General features: G+C 69.5%; 16 protein-coding genes. 7 read left to right on the forward strand and 9 right to left on the reverse strand.

The window, feature by feature from the left end; genetic code table 11:
- Positions 1 to 35: 35 nt before the first annotated feature.
- Positions 36 to 698: a YcnI family protein gene (locus ACFY5A_RS12625; protein ID WP_341942435.1), complete on the reverse strand. Its 663-nt coding sequence runs from the start codon at positions 696 to 698 to the stop codon at positions 36 to 38.
- Between the two features lie 92 nt (positions 699 to 790).
- A complete protein-coding gene (locus tag ACFY5A_RS12630) occupies positions 791 to 1,363 on the reverse strand; it encodes a hypothetical protein (protein ID WP_341942434.1) in 573 nt (190 codons plus the stop codon).
- Between the two features lie 65 nt (positions 1,364 to 1,428).
- On the opposite strand from ACFY5A_RS12630, the gene ACFY5A_RS12635 reads away from it, so the two are divergent.
- Positions 1,429 to 2,745, forward strand: a complete 1,317-nt coding sequence (locus ACFY5A_RS12635) for a site-2 protease family protein (RefSeq protein WP_341942433.1) — start codon at positions 1,429 to 1,431, stop codon at positions 2,743 to 2,745.
- Between the two features lie 43 nt (positions 2,746 to 2,788).
- Here ACFY5A_RS12635 and ACFY5A_RS12640 read toward each other — a convergent pair whose 3' ends face one another.
- The gene (locus ACFY5A_RS12640; RefSeq protein ID WP_341942432.1) at positions 2,789 to 4,672 is read right to left on the reverse strand and encodes a chorismate-binding protein; all 1,884 of its coding nucleotides are present in this window, start codon (positions 4,670 to 4,672) and stop codon (positions 2,789 to 2,791) included.
- Positions 4,673 to 4,895: 223 nt separating this feature from the next.
- Here ACFY5A_RS12640 and ispG point away from each other — a divergent pair, with 223 nt between their 5' ends.
- Genes ispG through ACFY5A_RS12655 form a run of 3 tightly spaced genes read left to right on the forward strand, consistent with a single transcriptional unit; the run spans position 4,896 to position 7,305 of the window.
- Positions 4,896 to 6,047, forward strand: a complete 1,152-nt coding sequence (ispG, locus tag ACFY5A_RS12645) for a flavodoxin-dependent (E)-4-hydroxy-3-methylbut-2-enyl-diphosphate synthase (protein ID WP_181155891.1) — start codon at positions 4,896 to 4,898, stop codon at positions 6,045 to 6,047.
- A gap of 23 nt (positions 6,048 to 6,070) precedes the next feature.
- Positions 6,071 to 6,397: a nuclear transport factor 2 family protein gene (locus ACFY5A_RS12650; protein ID WP_387234476.1), complete on the forward strand. Its 327-nt coding sequence runs from the start codon at positions 6,071 to 6,073 to the stop codon at positions 6,395 to 6,397.
- 38 nt (positions 6,398 to 6,435) lie between these two features.
- Positions 6,436 to 7,305, forward strand: a complete 870-nt coding sequence (locus tag ACFY5A_RS12655; RefSeq protein WP_387234479.1) for a hypothetical protein — start codon at positions 6,436 to 6,438, stop codon at positions 7,303 to 7,305.
- A 41-nt stretch (positions 7,306 to 7,346) separates the two neighbouring features.
- Here the strand turns inward: ACFY5A_RS12655 and ACFY5A_RS12660 are convergent, their stop codons facing one another.
- From ACFY5A_RS12660 to ACFY5A_RS12675, 4 genes are read right to left on the reverse strand one after another with little or no spacing between them, the layout of a single operon-like run.
- A complete protein-coding gene (locus tag ACFY5A_RS12660; RefSeq protein ID WP_387234482.1) occupies positions 7,347 to 7,823 on the reverse strand; it encodes an NUDIX domain-containing protein in 477 nt (158 codons plus the stop codon).
- 40 nt (positions 7,824 to 7,863) lie between these two features.
- Complete coding sequence (locus ACFY5A_RS12665; RefSeq protein WP_387234485.1) at positions 7,864 to 8,079, reverse strand: nucleotidyltransferase domain-containing protein; 216 nt, start codon at positions 8,077 to 8,079, stop codon at positions 7,864 to 7,866.
- A 31-nt stretch (positions 8,080 to 8,110) separates the two neighbouring features.
- Positions 8,111 to 8,980, reverse strand: coding sequence for a phosphotransferase (locus ACFY5A_RS12670; protein WP_387234488.1), 870 nt, complete (start codon positions 8,978 to 8,980; stop codon positions 8,111 to 8,113).
- Positions 8,977 to 10,392, reverse strand: a complete 1,416-nt coding sequence (locus ACFY5A_RS12675) for an RNB domain-containing ribonuclease (RefSeq protein WP_387234490.1) — start codon at positions 10,390 to 10,392, stop codon at positions 8,977 to 8,979. The genes ACFY5A_RS12670 and ACFY5A_RS12675 overlap by 4 nt, the downstream gene beginning before the upstream one ends.
- 100 nt (positions 10,393 to 10,492) lie before the next feature.
- Between ACFY5A_RS12675 and ACFY5A_RS12680 the strand changes: the two genes are divergently transcribed.
- Both ACFY5A_RS12680 and ACFY5A_RS12685 read left to right on the forward strand, forming a co-directional pair.
- Positions 10,493 to 11,263: an isocitrate lyase/phosphoenolpyruvate mutase family protein gene (locus tag ACFY5A_RS12680; RefSeq protein ID WP_387234493.1), complete on the forward strand. Its 771-nt coding sequence runs from the start codon at positions 10,493 to 10,495 to the stop codon at positions 11,261 to 11,263.
- Positions 11,264 to 11,304: 41 nt separating this feature from the next.
- Positions 11,305 to 13,062, forward strand: a complete 1,758-nt coding sequence (locus ACFY5A_RS12685; protein ID WP_387234496.1) for a proline--tRNA ligase — start codon at positions 11,305 to 11,307, stop codon at positions 13,060 to 13,062.
- Between the two features lie 51 nt (positions 13,063 to 13,113).
- Here the strand turns inward: ACFY5A_RS12685 and ACFY5A_RS12690 are convergent, their stop codons facing one another.
- Together ACFY5A_RS12690 and ACFY5A_RS12695 are read right to left on the reverse strand one after the other, a co-directional pair.
- The gene (locus ACFY5A_RS12690) at positions 13,114 to 13,713 is read right to left on the reverse strand and encodes a TetR family transcriptional regulator (protein WP_105674722.1); all 600 of its coding nucleotides are present in this window, start codon (positions 13,711 to 13,713) and stop codon (positions 13,114 to 13,116) included.
- Between the two features lie 23 nt (positions 13,714 to 13,736).
- Positions 13,737 to 15,176, reverse strand: a complete 1,440-nt coding sequence (locus ACFY5A_RS12695; protein WP_387234499.1) for an APC family permease — start codon at positions 15,174 to 15,176, stop codon at positions 13,737 to 13,739.
- Between the two features lie 174 nt (positions 15,177 to 15,350).
- On the opposite strand from ACFY5A_RS12695, the gene ACFY5A_RS12700 reads away from it, so the two are divergent.
- Complete coding sequence (locus ACFY5A_RS12700; RefSeq protein ID WP_387234502.1) at positions 15,351 to 16,511, forward strand: P1 family peptidase; 1,161 nt, start codon at positions 15,351 to 15,353, stop codon at positions 16,509 to 16,511.
- The last annotated feature ends 30 nt before the right edge of the window (positions 16,512 to 16,541 follow it).

Below are 16,541 nucleotides of genomic sequence, written 5' to 3' on the forward strand. Positions count from 1 at the left end.
CGGGCGGACGGCGCGACGAAGGCGGGGTCCTGAGCTCAGGCCCTGCGGCGGTACGCGAGCACCGCGACGACGAGGGCCGCGAGGCCGGCGAACAGACCTCCTGCTCCCAGAGCCACCGGGAGGGGATCGGATGCCGTCGCCGTGGCATCCGACGTCGCGGACGTCTCGGCGTGTCCGTCTGGCATGTCGTGTCCGCCCTCGGCCGAGGCGGGGGCGACGGTCACGACCGGCGCCGGGGTGTCGAGACTGTGCGGGTCCTCCCCGTCCTTCGCGAGCTGGGTCCACTCCGTGCTGCCCTCGACGCACGTCTGCACGACGGGGAACGCGAGAGTGTCGGGCGTGTCCTCATCGAGGCCGACGCCCATGCTCACCGCGCCCCGGAGGTCGATCGGCACGGGCGTCAGCGCGGTGTACGTGACAGCGCTGACGAGACCGTCGCCTCCGCGTTCGACGTCGATCGTCCAGTCGCCGTCCGCGGTCGGCGACACGGAAGCGAGGCCCTTCGGGATGGTGACCTTCAGCGCGGTCGTCGGGGACGTCTCGCATCCGTGGGAGAAGGAGAAGGTGAGGACGCCGTGGTCTCCCGCGACGAGTTCGTCGGGGGAGACGCTGACGTGCGCGCTCGCGGCGAGCGGGAGGACGACGGCGAGGACGGCGCCGCCGATGATGCCGGCGGTGATGGTGGTGGTGGAACGCATGAGGGAACTCCTGTCTGTGGACTGCATGATCTGCGGGCGCGCCGGTGAGCGCGGGCACCCCGCGGGGTCGCCTCGTCGAGGCGGTTCGGAGATCAGGCGGAGACAGGCGGCCCGCGCCGGCAGACCGCGGCGATGGGCACGGCGTCGGCCAGCGGGCGGACCTCGGCGCGGAGCGGAGCGGGGCGCTCGTGGAGCACGGGGGCGGCAGCGGCGGCGCGGCGGAGCATGGCGCGGACCCAGCCGGCGATCGCGCGGACCGTCGACTCCCCGCGCCAGAGCAGGAGCACGGTGACGACGGCCGCTGCGGCATGGCCGAGGAGCATCGTGGCGTCGGGGAGCGCGGCGACGGCGACGGGTCCGAGCGGCAGGAGATGGTGCGTGTGTCCGGCGGCGCCGATGACGCCACCGCCCACAGGTGCGCCGAGGACCTGGAAGAGCAGATGGAACGCGGCCTGGCTCACGAGCACCGTAACGGCGACACGCAGCCTCGACGGCGCTGCGCCGATCATCACCGCCGCCGGCGGCACCAGGAACGCGGAGACGGCGAGCACCAGCAGCGGATGCGGGGCGGAACCGCCGGCGAGAGTGTGCGAGACCGCCGCGAGGAGCGTGGCGATCGAGGACGCCGATGCCGCGCGCAGAAGTCGCAGCTGGCGGGAGGTCACATCCTCAGCCTATCCTCGGGGCGGTGCCGGGCTGATTCCTAGGCTGCGACCAGTAGCGTAGGCACGTGGAAACACTGCTCTATGTGGGCGGCATCCTGTTCATGCTGATCGGCCTCGGCCTCTCGATCGGACTGCACGAGATCGGCCACCTCCTCCCCGCGAAGCTCTTCGGCGTGCGCGTCGGCCAGTACATGATCGGTTTCGGTCCGCGGATCTGGTCGAAGCGGATCGGCGAGACCGAGTACGGATTCAAGCTGCTGCCGCTGGGCGGCTTCATCTCGATGTCGGGCATGTACCCCGACTCGAAGGGCTCGGGTCCGGCCAAGGGCGTCTTCCGCACTCTCATCCAGGACGCCAGGTCGGCGAACGACGAGACGATCGCGGAGGGGGCGGAGGAGCGCGTCTTCTTCCGGCTCCCGGTATGGAAGCGCGTCATCGTGATGCTCGGCGGCCCGCTGATGAATCTGATCCTCGCCGTCGTCATCTTCACCGTCCTCGTCTCGGGGATCGGCGTGCAGCAGGGCACGACCACGATCGCCTCGGTGAGCCAGTGCGTGCTCCCCGCCGGTTCCACGGCGACCGAGTGCGGGGCGGATGACCCGGAGGCGCCCGCTGCCGAGGCGGGCATCAAGCCGGGAGATGTGCTGGTGTCGCTCGACGGACAACCCGTCTCCGACTTCGCGGAGGCGACCTCGATCGTGCAGGCGTCTCCCGGAAAGACCCTGGATCTGGTGGTGCTGCGGGACGGCGCCGAGAAGACGCTGGAGATCACGCCGGTCGCCGCCGAGCGCAAGCTCACCGACGCGAGCGGTCGGCCCGTGCTCGATGCGAAGGGCGAGCAGGTCGTGAAGACCGTCGGCTATGTCGGCATGGGAGCCCAGATGGGCTTCGTACAGCAGCCGCTGACGGCGGGGCCGGAGATGGCGGCCGACAGCGTCGCACGTGTGGCGTCGCTGATCGTGACGCTGCCGGTGAAGCTGTGGGACATCGGCGCCTCGCTGGTCACCGGAGGCGAGCGTGACCCGAACGGCCCGCTGAGCGTCGTCGGCGTCGGGCGTCTGGCCGGAGAGGTCGCGGCGACGGATGCGCCGATCCTGAACCGGTTCTCGGTGCTGCTCGGGCTGCTCGGATCGTTGAACGTCGCGCTGTTCGTGTTCAACCTGATCCCGCTGCTTCCGCTCGACGGCGGCCACATCGTGGTCGCGCTGTGGGACGGCATCAAGCGGGCCTGGGCGAAGCTCTTCCGACGGCCCCCGCCCGCGCCGGTCGACGCGACGAAGCTCGTGCCGCTCACCGTGGTCGTGGCGACGCTGCTCATCGCGATGGGCGCGCTTCTCCTGGTGGCCGACCTGTTCAACCCGGTGAACCTGCTCGGAGGCTGAGCCGCCGACGATCCCCGTTGCTGTTGCGCGCTCGCGGGACCTGTCAGGCCAGGGCGTGCGTGACGAGCCGATCGAGCGTGCGGATGCCGTCGCGCGACAGGATCGATTCGAGGTGCCCCTGCACGGAGGAGAAGCGCTCTCCGCGCAGCGAGTAGACGTCGCCGGACGCGGCATCCGCCGACACCTCGGCCCCATCCACGCTCGTCGTGCCGGGATCCACTCGCGCGGTGAAGGTGTTGTAGAAGCCGATCGAGGCGTTCTCGCCGAACACGGGCACCGACTTCTGCAGCCCCTGGTGCGGTGTCGCGAGGGGAGTGAGAGCGATGCCGAGCCGATCGGCGAGGATCTGGTGGCTCAGGCACACGGCGAGCAGCGGAGCCCGGGCGTCGAGACGGCGCGCCACGACCTCCCGCATCCGCGAGATGCGGGGGCTGGACAGGTCCCGCGGGTCCCCGGGGCCAGGCCCCGCCACCACGAGGTCCGCCGCGTCGACCGCGGCATCCTGTACCTCGTTCCACGGGGCGATCGTGACGTCGAGGCCGAGATGGCGCAGCTGATGGGCGAGCATCGTGGTGAAGCGGTCCTCGGCATCCACAACGAGGGCCGTGCGTCCCGTGAACGGACCGGTGAACTCCTCGCCCTGCGGGTTGAGCCAGAACTCGGCCAGTCGCGCATTGCGGGAGGAGAGCAGCTCGGCGACGGTCGGGTCCTCGGCGAGAGGGCGCGGCTCGGTCGGGGCGTCGGCATCGCTGCGCGCCTCGGCGACCCGGTCGCGATCGATGGCGCCGATCGCCCCCAGTACGCCGGCGGCCTTGCCGTGGGTCTCGCTCACCTCGCCGTACGGGTCGGAGTGGCGCACGAGGGTGGCGCCGACCGGAACGCTGAGCGCACCGTCCTCGAGGTACACCGTGCGGATGAGGATGGGCGCGTCGAGGTCGTGACCGCCCTCGGCGTTCGGCGTGAACAGGGCGGCGACGCCGGAGTAGTAGCCGCGGGGCTTGCGCTCGTGACGGCGGATGACCGCGCAGGCGTTCTGCATGGGGGAGCCGGTCACCGTGGGGGCGAACATCGTCTCGCGGAGGATGTCGCGCGGGTCGAGGCGGCTGCGGCCGCGGAGCATGTACTCCGTGTGCGTGAGGCGCGACATCTCCTTGAGGTGCGGCCCGGTGATGCGGCCGCCGTCGGAGCAGACGGCGCTCATCATCTTCAGCTCCTCGTCGACGACCATGAAGAGCTCCTCCGTCTCCTTCGTGGAGGAGAGGAAGTCCACCAGGGTCTCCTTCGTGGCTCCGCCCGCGGGGTGGCGGAAGGTGCCGGAGATCGGGTTCATCGTGACGATGCCGTCGCGGGCGACCACGTGCGCCTCGGGGCTCGCGCCGACGGCGATGTGGCCCGGTGTGAAGACGGCGAAGGTCCAGTAGGCGCCGCGCTCATGCGTGAGCAGGGCGCGGAACCAGGTGAGAGCGGCGGTGCGGTCGTCGACGTCGATGTTCGCGGTGAAGTCGCGGCGGATCACGAAGTTCGCGCCCTCTCCGCGGCCGATCTCGTCGGCGATCACGCGCTCGACGATCGCGGCGTACTCCTCGTCGTCGATGTCGAAGCCGTCGTCGCGGAGCGGGACGGAGGCCGACGGAAGTGCGGAGAGCACCTCGGGGGTCGGCAGGTGCAGGTGCTCGTCGACGACGATGCACCGCAGCGGGGCGCCGTCATCCTGAGCGACGAAGCCGCGTTCCCGCACCTGGCGATAGGGCACCATCGCGAAGACCTCCCGTGCGGCGCCGTCGACGATCAGCGGGATGTCGGCGAGCAGATCGACGTCGACGACGTCGCCGGTGAGCAGCTCGACCGTGTCCGCTCCGTCGCGCGCGATCAGCACGAAGGATGCCGCCGGGTCTGCGCTGAGCTCGGCGAGGCGTGAGAGGGTCATCGATGTCTCCTGTGCGAGGTATCGGGCGCGGCTCAAACGAAAAGACCGCCCCTGGAGGCGGTCTGGATTCGTGGGAACGCGAACACACCGCCTAGGAGGCGGGCCACCAGGTGAGGTTCGCGAGCATGTGGTGAAAACTATCACAGGTGATCGGACCAGGGCGGGCCGATGACGTGGGGCTGTCATCCAGCCCCGGCGCGTGCGGGCGGCGTAGGCTTGAGAGGTGCCAGCAGTGAACCTGGGAATGCCGAAGCTCCCCGAAGTCCTCGCCCCCCGCCGCAAGTCCCGCCAGATCAAGGTGGGCAAGGTGCTCGTGGGCGGCGACGCTCCGGTGACCGTGCAGTCCATGACGACCACGAAGACCACCGACATCAACGGCACTCTCCAGCAGATCGCCGAGCTCACGGCATCAGGGTGCGAGATCGTCCGCGTGGCCGTGCCGCACCAGGACGACGCCGACGCGCTCAAGATCATCGCGATGAAGAGCCAGATCCCGGTGATCGCCGACATCCACTTCCAGCCGCGCTACATCTACACCGCGATCGACGCGGGGTGCGGCGCCGTCCGGGTGAACCCGGGCAACATCCGCGAGTTCGACGGCAACGTCGGCAAGATCGCGGAGGCGGCCAAGGCCGCCGGCGTGTCTCTCCGCATCGGGGTGAACGCGGGCTCGCTCGACAAGCGGATCCTCGCGAAGTACGGCAAGGCCACCGCGGAGGCTCTCGTGGAGAGCGCCGTCTGGGAGGCGTCGCTCTTCGAGGAGCATGACTTCCACGACTTCAAGATCTCCGTCAAGCACAACGACCCCGTGGTGATGGTCAAGGCGTACCGTCAGCTCGCCGAACGGGGCGACTGGCCCCTGCACCTCGGCGTGACCGAGGCCGGTCCCGCGTTCCAGGGCACGATCAAGAGCGCCACCGCGTTCGGCATCCTCCTCGGTGAGGGCATCGGCGACACCATCCGCGTCTCCCTGTCGGCCCCGCCCGCCGAAGAGGTGAAGGTCGGTCACCAGATCCTGCAGTCGCTGAACCTCCGCGAGCGCAAGCTCGAGATCGTCTCCTGCCCGTCGTGCGGACGTGCGCAGGTCGACGTCTACACGCTCGCCGAGAACGTCACCGAGGGCCTCAAGGACATGACGGTCCCGCTGCGGGTCGCCGTCATGGGCTGCGTCGTCAACGGTCCGGGTGAAGCCCGTGAAGCAGACCTCGGCGTCGCCTCGGGCAACGGCAAGGGCCAGATCTTCGTCAAGGGAGAGGTCATCAAGACCGTGCCCGAGGCCGAGATCGTCGCCACGCTCATCGAAGAGGCGAACCGCATCGCCGCGGAGATGGGGCCTGACGCCCCGCTCGGCGCCGCTCAGGTCGTCACGGTCTGACCGAGAACCGCAAGGAGACGAAGATGTCGCAGCTGCCCACACCTGTCCAGGCGATGATCGACGCGATCAACGCGGCCGACACCGACGCCTTCGTCGCGGCCTTCACCCCCGCCGGCTTCGTGAGCGACTGGGGAACCGTCAAGGCGGGTCCCGACGGCGTCCGGGGGTGGGCTGACAGCGACGCCATCGGCGCAGGCGCGCGCATGACCGTGCTCTCGTCCGAGACCGAGGGCGACACCACGCGCATCCGCTTCGGCTGGGCGAGTCGCGTCTTCAACGGCGAGTCGGACGGCATCTTCGTGGTCGACGGCGACAGGCTCGCCAGCTTCACCATCCCGCCCGGGCACTGAGCGTTCGCTCGTCCCTCGGCTGAATCCCTAGGAGAACCATGTCCTCGTCCACTGTCGTGTCATTCGCCGCAGGTGCGCTCGCGGGCGACGGCATCGTCACCCGCGTCGAGCGCGGCGGAGCCGACGGCGCCGTGGTCGTGGTGGACGCGACGCCGTTCCACCCGGTCGACCACACCTGGCCGGACCAGCCGGGAGACGCCGGCACGATCTCTCACGGCGGCGACACCGCGAGTGTGGCCGAGGCCGTCATGGCGGCGGCATCCGATGACGGCGCCTTCGCGGTGGGGGTCGACATCCCGGTCAAACGCGGCGCGGAAGGATGGACCTGGCTCGTCGCCCATCGGCTCGACGGCGCAGCTCCGGATTGGCTGGTCGAGGGGGCTGAGGTCACGCTGGCGGCGGATGCCGGTCGACGCGCGGGGCTGAGCCGCGGACACACGGCATGCCACCTCGCCTCACTGGCGCTGGATCTCGCGGTCGCTGACCTGTGGCGCAAGGACCCGGGGGCGGACGCCCTCGGGACGCCCGACTTCGAGGGGCGCGCGAATCAATCGAGCCGAATCCACGAGGACGGCGCCGTCGACGAGTACCGGCTCGGCAAGAGCCTGCGCAGGGCAGGCTTCGACACGGAGACGTTCTCGGCGACCCTCGCCGATCGTGAGGCGAGCATCAACGCGCAGCTGGCCGCGTGGGTGGCGGCATCCGCTCCGAGCCGCATCGTGACCGACGGCCCGACGATCGTCGACCGCCGCACCTGGGTGTGCGAGCTCCCGGAGGGCACGGCGGAGATCCTCTGCGGAGGCACCCACGTCTCATCGCTGGCGGAGTTCGCCTCGATCTCGGTGACGCTCGACCTGAGCGATCCGCAGCTCCTCGTGATGACGACGACCGCCGTTCCCGCATCCTGACGCCGTAGCCCGACGGGCAGGCGCTCGGCCGCGTCATATGTTCACGCGTCGGCGGTCTCCGGCCTGTGCGCGGCATCCTCGAGGATCCGATCGACCCAGGGGTCCCGGGGCAGCGTCGCGACCTCTTCTCGGGTGAACCAGCCGGTCTCGACGAGCTCGTCGTCGACGAAGGAGATGTTCGCGCCCGCAGGCAGCCGGCACTCGTAGGCGATGCTGACGTAGCTCACACGGTCGCCGTTCGCGTATTCGAAGACGAAATCGCTTCCACCGTACGCGCCGACGATGCCGCCGACGATGGGATCGATGCCCAGTTCCTCCCGCACCTCCCTGGCCACGGCCTCCTGCGGTTCTTCTCCTGGCTCGATGCTCCCGCCCACTGTTCCCCAGCTCGGCGATCCGTGCTGTCGCGCGAGGAGGAAGCGCGAGCCGTCGCGGATCACCGCGGTCACGCCGGGCAGGAGAAGGAGGTCGTGTCCGACTCGGCTGCGGAGATCGCGCACATACGGGGAGATGGCCATGCCGCCGAGCCTACGTCGGCAGGCCTCGTCTCGCGTGAGTTCAGCGGACGAACCCCGCGCGCACACGCCCTCCCGCGCGCTCCAGCTCGGCGTCGACACGGTCGGCGAAGCTCCTGTGGTCTCCTGAGAGCAGGAGCAGATCGATGTCGCTCGACGCGGTGCGCTCGCCGCGGGCGGTGCTCCCTCCCACGACGGCGATCGTCGCGTCGGGATAGTTTCGGGCGTTGAAGCGCTCAGCGAGAGTGAGAAGGTCCATGTCTGGAAGCCTATGCTCGGCGTGGAACAGATCAGAGCCGGTCGCTGAACGCGTCGAGGGCGTCTCGCAGCATCCGATGTCCGTGGGCTTCGAAAGCCGCGTCGTTCACCTGATACGCCCAGCACGCGGTTCCGATCGCTTGCCTCAACATCTCGCGTCGCCAGGGCTCCGACTCGCGCGGATCCTCTCCGTATCCTTCGAAGAACGCCCGCTCCAGTGCAGGGTGTGTGCGCCACGTTCCGGCGGCGAGCCGGGTGAAGTCGGCGATCGCGGGACGGAAGTCGAAGCGGCCGAAGTCGATTGCGCGCACCACGCCGTCGTGGAGGAGCCAGTTCCGTTCGTGCCAGTCTCCGTGCGTGGGGACGAGACCGACGTCCGTGGTGACGTCGGCCGAAAGGATGCCGCGGGCCCGTTCTTCGAGTTCGGGAGCGATTCGATGAGGACGGTCCAGCCACTGAAGCGACTTCGCCGACGCACGGGAATCGAAGGTCTCATCGATCAGCGTCGCCTGATCGTGGAAGAGACGGAGCAGCCGACCGGCCTGACGGTGGATGTCGGAGTCGAGTCTCGCAGCGGAGTCCTGGACCAGGGTTCCCGGCAGGTACTCGAGCAGGAGGACCCTGTGCCCGTCGTCCGCGTCGATCAGGCGCTGAGCATGCCCGGAACGGGTGAGCACATCGGTCCAGGTCCGATGCGCGATGAGCTCTCGCGGGATGTGGTGGTTGTCGGCTCCGCCGGCCTTGACGACACGGTCGCGGCTGCCGCTGCGATCGCGTACATGCAGCACCGCGGTGTCGATGAGGTTCCACGACATGTCGGCGACGAGCACCGGATCGGCGAGATGTCGTGCGACCCACGCGTCTTGCCCTGGGGTCAGGCGCCCGGCATGCCAGAGGGTCACAACGCGAACTCGACCTCTCCGCGGGCGATGTCCGCGCGCACGACGGTGAGGCGCACCGTGGAACCGGGGGTGGCGTCCGCGGGGAGCGGCGCCGTCGCCGTGACGGCCGGCTCGGCGATCTGCACCCTGCCCTTGGTGCCGTGCACGGCGATCACGGTCGCCTCGATCGTCGAGCCGACGAGCGGCGTCAGGAGGGCGGCCTCGACGCAGTTGATCGTCGCGGCGTCGAGCTTCGACGCACGCTGTCCGGACTCCTGCATGAGCGCGGGAAGCTCGGCGAACGAGTCGCGCGCCCAGGACGGCGTCTCGGCGCCCCGTGAGATCGCGAGGCAGATGACGAGAGACCAGCGGTCGACCAGGCGTCGCAGCGGAGCGGTGGTGTGGGCGTAGGGGGCCCCGATCGCCGCCTGGGTCACGTCGTCGGGAACGGCGCCGTCGAAGGTGACGTAGCCCGCTCCGCGGAACAGCGAGGCCGCGGCTTCGAGGATCGGCAGGGTCAGCGGATCCGCACGGTCGAGCCCGCGCAGATAGTCGCCGTAGCGCCCCGTCGTCCACGGGCGACCCAGCGCGGCCGTCTGATGGCGGAACTCGTCGAAGGACCTCTCGTCGGGCTGGGGCATCGTGCGCAGCACCCCGACTCTGGCGTCGAGCATCAGGGATGCCGCGGCCATGCCCGTCATGAGCGACAGCTGCGCGTTCCAGTCCTCGACGGGAAGCGGCCGACGTCTCTCGATCGCGTATGCGCCGTCGGGGGCGCGTACCACCTCCTCATCGGGAAGGTTGAGGCTGGCGCCACCGCGCAGCCTCTCCTGCTCGATGCGCAGCGCGCCGATCTCGGGGAGCAGCGAAGCGGGGCCGTCGTCTCCACGGTCCAGGGACGCTTGGGCGCTCACATAGTCCAGCTGTGCTCGCGAGCGGATGAGGGCGCGCTCCAGGCGGAAATCGCCGACGATGCCCGCCTCGTCCAACGAGAACGTCCACACGAGGGCGGGGCGATCGACATCGGGGAGCAGGGATGCCCGGTCCTCGCTCAGCACGCGCGGATGCAGCGGGATCGTGCCGTCCGCGGCGTACAGCGTCTGTCCGCGACGACGTGCTTCCGCGTCCACAGCCCCGCCCGGAGCGACGAACGACGGGACATCGGCGATCGCGTATCGGACCGTGTAACCCGATCCGTCGCGCTCCAGCTGGAACGCCTGATCGAGATCGCGCGACCCGGCGGGATCGAGCGTCGCGAAGGGGATGTCCCTCAGATCCAGGTCCGGCTCGGAGCCCGAGACGCGCTCGGCCTCGGCGAGGGCTTCGGGGGAGAAGTCCTTCGGCGCATCCGACTCCTCCCTGAGGCGTGCCAGCGCTGCGGCCAGCTCGGTCTGCGCGGCGGACGGGGCGACATGCGATCGACGCTGGGGCATGCCCCCACACTATGCCGCGGCGATTCCGAGGCTTTCAGCGACGCGTCATCCGACGCGATCCACAGGCCCCTGTGTCCGTTCGCCGCACTAGCGTGGTCTCATGACCACTGCTGCGAAAGCCCAGACCCTCATCGGCCTCTACGAAGCCCCCGAGATCCTTCGCGTCGTGAACGTGTGGGACGTCGTCTCCGCGCGCGCGGTCGCCGCGCTGCCCGAGACGAGAGCCATCGCCACGGCCGGCCACGGCGTCGCCGCGTCCTTCGGCTACGACGACGGCGCGACTCCCCGCGAGACCATGATCGACATGGTCGGCCGCATCGCGGCGGCCGTCGACGTCCCGGTCACCGCCGACCTCGACGACGGGTACGGCGATGCGGGGGAGACCACGCGTCTCGCGATCGCCGCCGGCGTCGTCGGCGCGAATGTCGAGGATCGTCTCCGGCCTCTCGACGAGTCGGTCGCGGCCGTCGCGGCCATCGTGAAGGCCGCGGAGGCCGAGGGTGTGCCGTTCGCTCTCAACGCCCGCACCGACGCCTTCGTGCGCGGGGGAGGTCGTCCGGTGGAGGAGAGCATCGCCGACGCGATCCACCGCGGGCGCGCCTATCTCGACGCCGGCGCCACCGCCGTCTTCGTCCCCGGAATCCTCGACGAGGCGGTGACCCGTCAGCTCGTCGAGGGCATCGGAGAGCGCAAGGTCAGCGTGATCGGCCTCCCCGGCGCGCTCACCGCGGCCCAGTACGAGTCGTTGGGCGTCGCCCGCATCTCCTACGGTCCGCTGCCGCAGCGCGTGGCGCTGACGGCCGTACAGGAGCTCGCGGCGAGCCTGTACGCGGGCGGCGTCATCCCCTCTGGTCTCCCTGCGCTCAACTGAGCCCGTGAAGGCGGGCGACCACGGGTCACTAGACTGGGCCCGTGGTCACTCGTCTCTCCAATTTCTTCCTCCGCACACTCCGTGAAGACCCGGCTGGCGCCGAGATCGCCAGCCACAAGCTGCTGATCCGCGCCGGATACATCCGACCGCAGGCGGCCGGCATCTTCGCGTGGCTGCCGCTCGGTCTGCGCGTGAAGGCCAGGATCGAGACCGTCGTCCGAGAGGAGATGGCCGCAGCGGGCGCTCAGGAGGTGCACTTCCCGGCGCTCATGCCGCGTGAGGCGTACGAGGCCACCGGCCGCTGGGAGGAGTACGGCGATCTGCTGTTCCGCCTCCAGGACCGCAAGGGTGGCGACTACCTGCTCGCCCCGACGCACGAGGAGGCCTTCACCCTGCTCGTGAAGGACCTCTACTCGTCCTACAAGGACCTGCCCCTCACGATCTACCAGATCCAGGACAAGTACCGTGATGAGGCGCGTCCGCGCGCCGGCCTGCTCCGCGGACGCGAGTTCACGATGAAGGACGCCTACTCCTTCGACTCGTCCGACGCCGGTCTCGACGTGAGTTACCAGGCCCAGCGCGACGCCTACGAGCGGATCTTCCAGCGCCTCGGCCTGGAGTACGTGATCGTGCAGGCGGATGCCGGTGCCATGGGCGGTTCCCGCAGCGAGGAGTTCCTGCACCCGACTCCCGTCGGCGAGGACACCTTCGTGCGCAGCGCCGGCGGCTACGCGGCGAACGTCGAGGCCTTCACGACGGCGGTTCCCGCCGCCGTGCCGTTCGACGCCGATGCGTCCCCCGTGATCTTCGATTCTCCGAACACCCCGACGATCGAGACGCTCGTCGCGCACGCCAATGCGAACCTCGACGGCGAGTACTCCGCCGCCGACACGCTGAAGAACGTCGTGCTCGCCCTCACCCACCTCGACGGCACCCGCGAGCTCGTGATCGTCGGCATCCCCGGCGACCGTGAGGTCGACGAGAAGCGCGCGGAGGTCGCCTTCGCACCCGCCGAGGTCGAGACCGCCACTGCGGACGACTTCGAGAACAACCCGCTGCTGGTCAAGGGCTACATCGGCCCCTGGTCGGAGACCGGCGCGATCCTCGGTGAGGAGTCTGCCACCGGCATCCGCTACCTGGTCGACCCGCGCGTCAGCGAGGGCACCAGCTGGATCACGGGCGCGAACATCGATCAGAAGCACGCGCACTCGGTCGTCGCGGGACGCGACTTCACCGCGGACGGCGTCGTGGAGATCGCGAACGTGCGCGAGGGCGACCCCGCTCCCGATGGCTCCGGCCCCGTGGAGCTCGCGCGTGGCATGGAGATCGGTCACGTCTTCCAGCTCGGTCGCAAGTACGCGGAGGCGCTGGGGCTCAAGGTCCTCGACGAGAACGGCAAGCTCGTGACCGTCACCATGGGCTCCTACGGCATCGGCGTGACCCGCATCCTCGCGATCATCGCCGAGCTGAACAACGACGACAAGGGCCTCATCTGGCCGGCATCCGTCGCGCCCTTCGACGTGCAGGTCGTGGCGGCGGGCCGCGATCAGGTCGCCTTCGACGTGGCCGCCGACATCTCGGCGCAGCTGGAGTCCGCAGGACTCGACGTGCTCTACGACGACCGGCCCAAGGTCTCTCCCGGCGTGAAGTTCGGAGACGCCGAGCTGGTCGGCGTGCCGAAGATCGTCATCGTCGGTCGGGGTGCCGCAGACGGCCAGGTCGAGCTGTGGGACCGTGCCACCGGCGACCGCGACACGGTCTCCGTCGACGACGCTCTCGAGCGGCTGTCGCGCCGCTGATCACGACGAGAGCCGCGTCCGTCCTTGAGGGCGGCGCGGCTCTCTTCGCGTCTAGAGCGTGAGCTCGCAGCCGAGCGCGGTCTGCGCGTACGACACGATGTTCGCCCGGTAGGTGGCGGCGCCGTGCTCCAGCCCGATCAGCGGGTAGAGGTCGTAGGCGTCCTCGAGAGCGACGATGTTGCGTGCGATCACGGTGAGATCGGCCGTGGGGCGGAACACCCCGATCGCGGCGCCGACCTCGATCGTCGAGCGGTACAGCGACACCTGTCGTTCGACGATGGAACGGTGCAGCGGGCGATACTCCGGCTGCTCGCGGAGCAGGGGGATGCTCTCGTACGCCATGCGCAGGTGATCGCTGATCTCATCGGGCACGCCCGCGGTGATCAGCGCGACGAGCCGCTTCGCCGGATCGGGTTGCCCCTCGGCGATCATCCGCCTCTGCTCGTACATCTCCTCGAGGACGCCTTCGACGGTGGCGTACATCAGCTCGTCGAAGCTGGGGAAGTAGTAGAGCACGCTCCCCGTGCTCACCGCGGCCTCCGCGGCGACGGCCCGCACGTTCGTGCCGCCGATGCCGCTCCGGCGGGCGACCCTCCTGGTGGCGGAGATCAGCTCCGCGCGACGGACGGCGCGTCCTCGCTGCTCGGCCACGTCCTTCTCCTTCTCGCCCGACGTCACTCGTCGTCGGGAACGAGCGTGGTCAGTTCAGCATAGTGCTGGGGGCGGCGGCTCCTGAGGATGAAGCCGGTCACGATCCCCGCCAGGAACAGCACCGGCGTCGGGGCCAGCAGGGCGAGGTTGATCGGCCCAGTGAGGCCGGTCACGAGGTCGAAGTTGATCGCGATGAGCACCCAGCCGACGATGAGCCCGAGGGCGCCGAGGGCAGGGGCAACGATCACGCGCCACGCGCTGTGGTCCCTCCTGTCCTTGAGGAAGAAGCCCACCACGGCGATCGCGGCCACCGCCTGTGCGAAGACGAGACCCGCGACGCCGATCGAGTACACCGGCAGCGCGAAACCCAGGAAGGGATCGGCCCCTGTGACGAGAGTGACGAGCACGGCGACGAGGGAGACGATCGACATGACGAGACTCGCGTGGTGGGGGGCCTGAGTGGTGGGCTGCGTCTGAGCGAGCCATGACGGCAGCAGCCGCTCGCGGCCGAGCGAGAACAGGTAGCGGGAGCTGGCGTTATGGAAGGCGAGGAGGCAGGCGAAGAAGCTCGTCACGATGAGGATCCGCATCGTGATTCCGGCCCAGGCGCCGAGGTACTGGTCGCCGGCGTGGAACACCATGTCCTGGAAGTCGTCCTGCAGCGCGAGCTTGAGCACGCCGTCCACGCCGAAGGCGACGGTGAGGATCCAGAACGTGAAGGCGTAGAACACCGCGAGGAAGGCGATGGAGATGTAGGTGGCGGCGGGAACGGTCCGAGCCGGATCCTTCGCCTCCTCGGTGTAGATCGCCGTGCTCTCGAACCCGAGGTAGGCGCCGAAGCCGAAGACGAACAGGGCACCGCTGCCCGCGGCGAAGAAGACGTTCTCGGGAGCGAATGAGGCGAACGAGATCGGCTCGGGCCCTCCCTGCGCGAGGACGGCGATCGCGAGGATCAGCAGGATCGCGACCTCCGCGGTGAGCAGCACGGCGAGGACCTTCGCGCCGACGTCGATCTTGCGATAGCCGAGCACGCCGACGATCAGCAGAGCCACGATCGCGTAGACGGTCCACGGCAGCTCGATGCCGAAGAGCGCAGCGAACGTCATCTCGCCGAAGAAGCCGACGAATCCGTAGAAGCAGATGCACAGCGCCGCGTACGAGAAGATCGTCACGAACACGATGCCGATCCCGATCGGCTTACCGAGACCGCGCGCGCCGTAGACGTAGAACGCACCGGTGTTGCGCACGTAGCGCGACATCGCCGTGAATCCGAAAGCGAAGAGGATGAGGACGACGCCGCTCGCGAGCATCGCCCCTGGCCCTCCGATGCCGGCGAGGCGGAAGTCGGTCGCCGCTGCGCTCGCGACGACGGTCAGGGGAGCGGCGGCGGAGACGACGAAGAACACGATCGCCCACACGCCGAGACGCCTCTGTGCGAGTGTGGTGGTGGTCGTCGTGGGCACGGACGGAGGATTCGGGTGAGACATCTGCGGCTCCGGAATCTGACGGGTCGGGTGTGAGGATCGTATGCGATCTTCTGAACAGTGATTCAAAAGGGTTAACCTGTGTGTGTCAAGCAAAACAGGGAAATCGGTGACTAGAATCTGAACAATCGTTCATAGTTGATCGGAGCAGTGATGGAGTCATCCGCGGAGACGGCGCGCACGGAGCGCCCCGTCAGGGCACGCGACCTCGGCATCGGATTCGCCGGGAGGAGCGGCCCGCTCAACGCGATCACCGACGTACCGGGGCTCGCCGTCGGTCAGCGGACGCTGATCGAGGGGGAGGGTGCAGGCGCGGTGCGGACCGGCGTGACGGCGATCCTGCCGCGAGGGCGTTCCGGAGTCGGCGTGCCCTGCGCCGCCGCCGTCCACTCCTTCAACGGCAACGGAGAGCTCACCGGACGCGCGTGGATCGACGAGTCCGGCGCGCTGTCCATGCCGATCGGGATCACGAGCTCGCACTCCGTGGGTGCGGTGCACAGCGGCATCGACCAGTGGGTGGCCGAGGTGGCGCCGCACGTCGCCGCGCAGTGGATGCTGCCGGTCGTGGGGGAGACGTGGGACGGCTACCTCAACGACATCAACGGCGGCCATGTCACGGCGTCGACCGCGCGGGAGGCGCTGGATTCCGCGTCCGAGGGGCCAGTGGCCGAGGGCAGCGTCGGCGGCGGAACCGGGATGAACTGCTACGGATTCAAGGGCGGGACGGGCACCTCATCCAGGGTCGTCCGGCACGGCGATGACGAGTACACCGTCGGCGTGCTGATCCAGGCCAACTTCGGCTCGCGCGACGAGCTGCGCCTGGACGGCATCCCGCTGGGGTCGCGCTCTGCCGCGCCGAACCCGATGGAGCGCGACGACTGGTTCCATCGGGACCGGGAACGACTGCGCGCCCCCGGTGGGGCAGGATCGGCGATCGTCGTGATCGCCACGGATGCGCCCCTGCTGCCCGGTCAGTGCGGCGCGCTGGCACGGCGAGGAGCGATCGGTCTCGGACGCAGCGGCACGGCCGGAGGGCACTTCTCCGGCGACATCATGCTCGCGCTGTCCACGGCGAACGAGGGCGCTCTCACCTCCTCGTTCCCCTCGGACGACCGCGCAGAGTACGAGACCCTGCGCTTCATCCCGTGGGGGCGCATCGACCCGTTCCTCACCGCGGTCGCCGAAGCCGTCGACGAGGCGGTGTGGAACACTCTGGTCGCGGCGGAGGACATGGTCGGCCGTGACGGACACGTCAGCCACGCGCTCCCGCACGAGGAGGTCAGGGCGGCGGTCGCCGAGGTGAACGCTCGCTGACCGGCGGCGTTGCGTCGGCTGTGCGGCGGT

This window comes from Microbacterium sp. NPDC012755 (assembly GCF_042901325.1).
Taxonomy (GTDB): Bacteria; Actinomycetota; Actinomycetes; order Actinomycetales; family Microbacteriaceae; genus Microbacterium; species Microbacterium natoriense.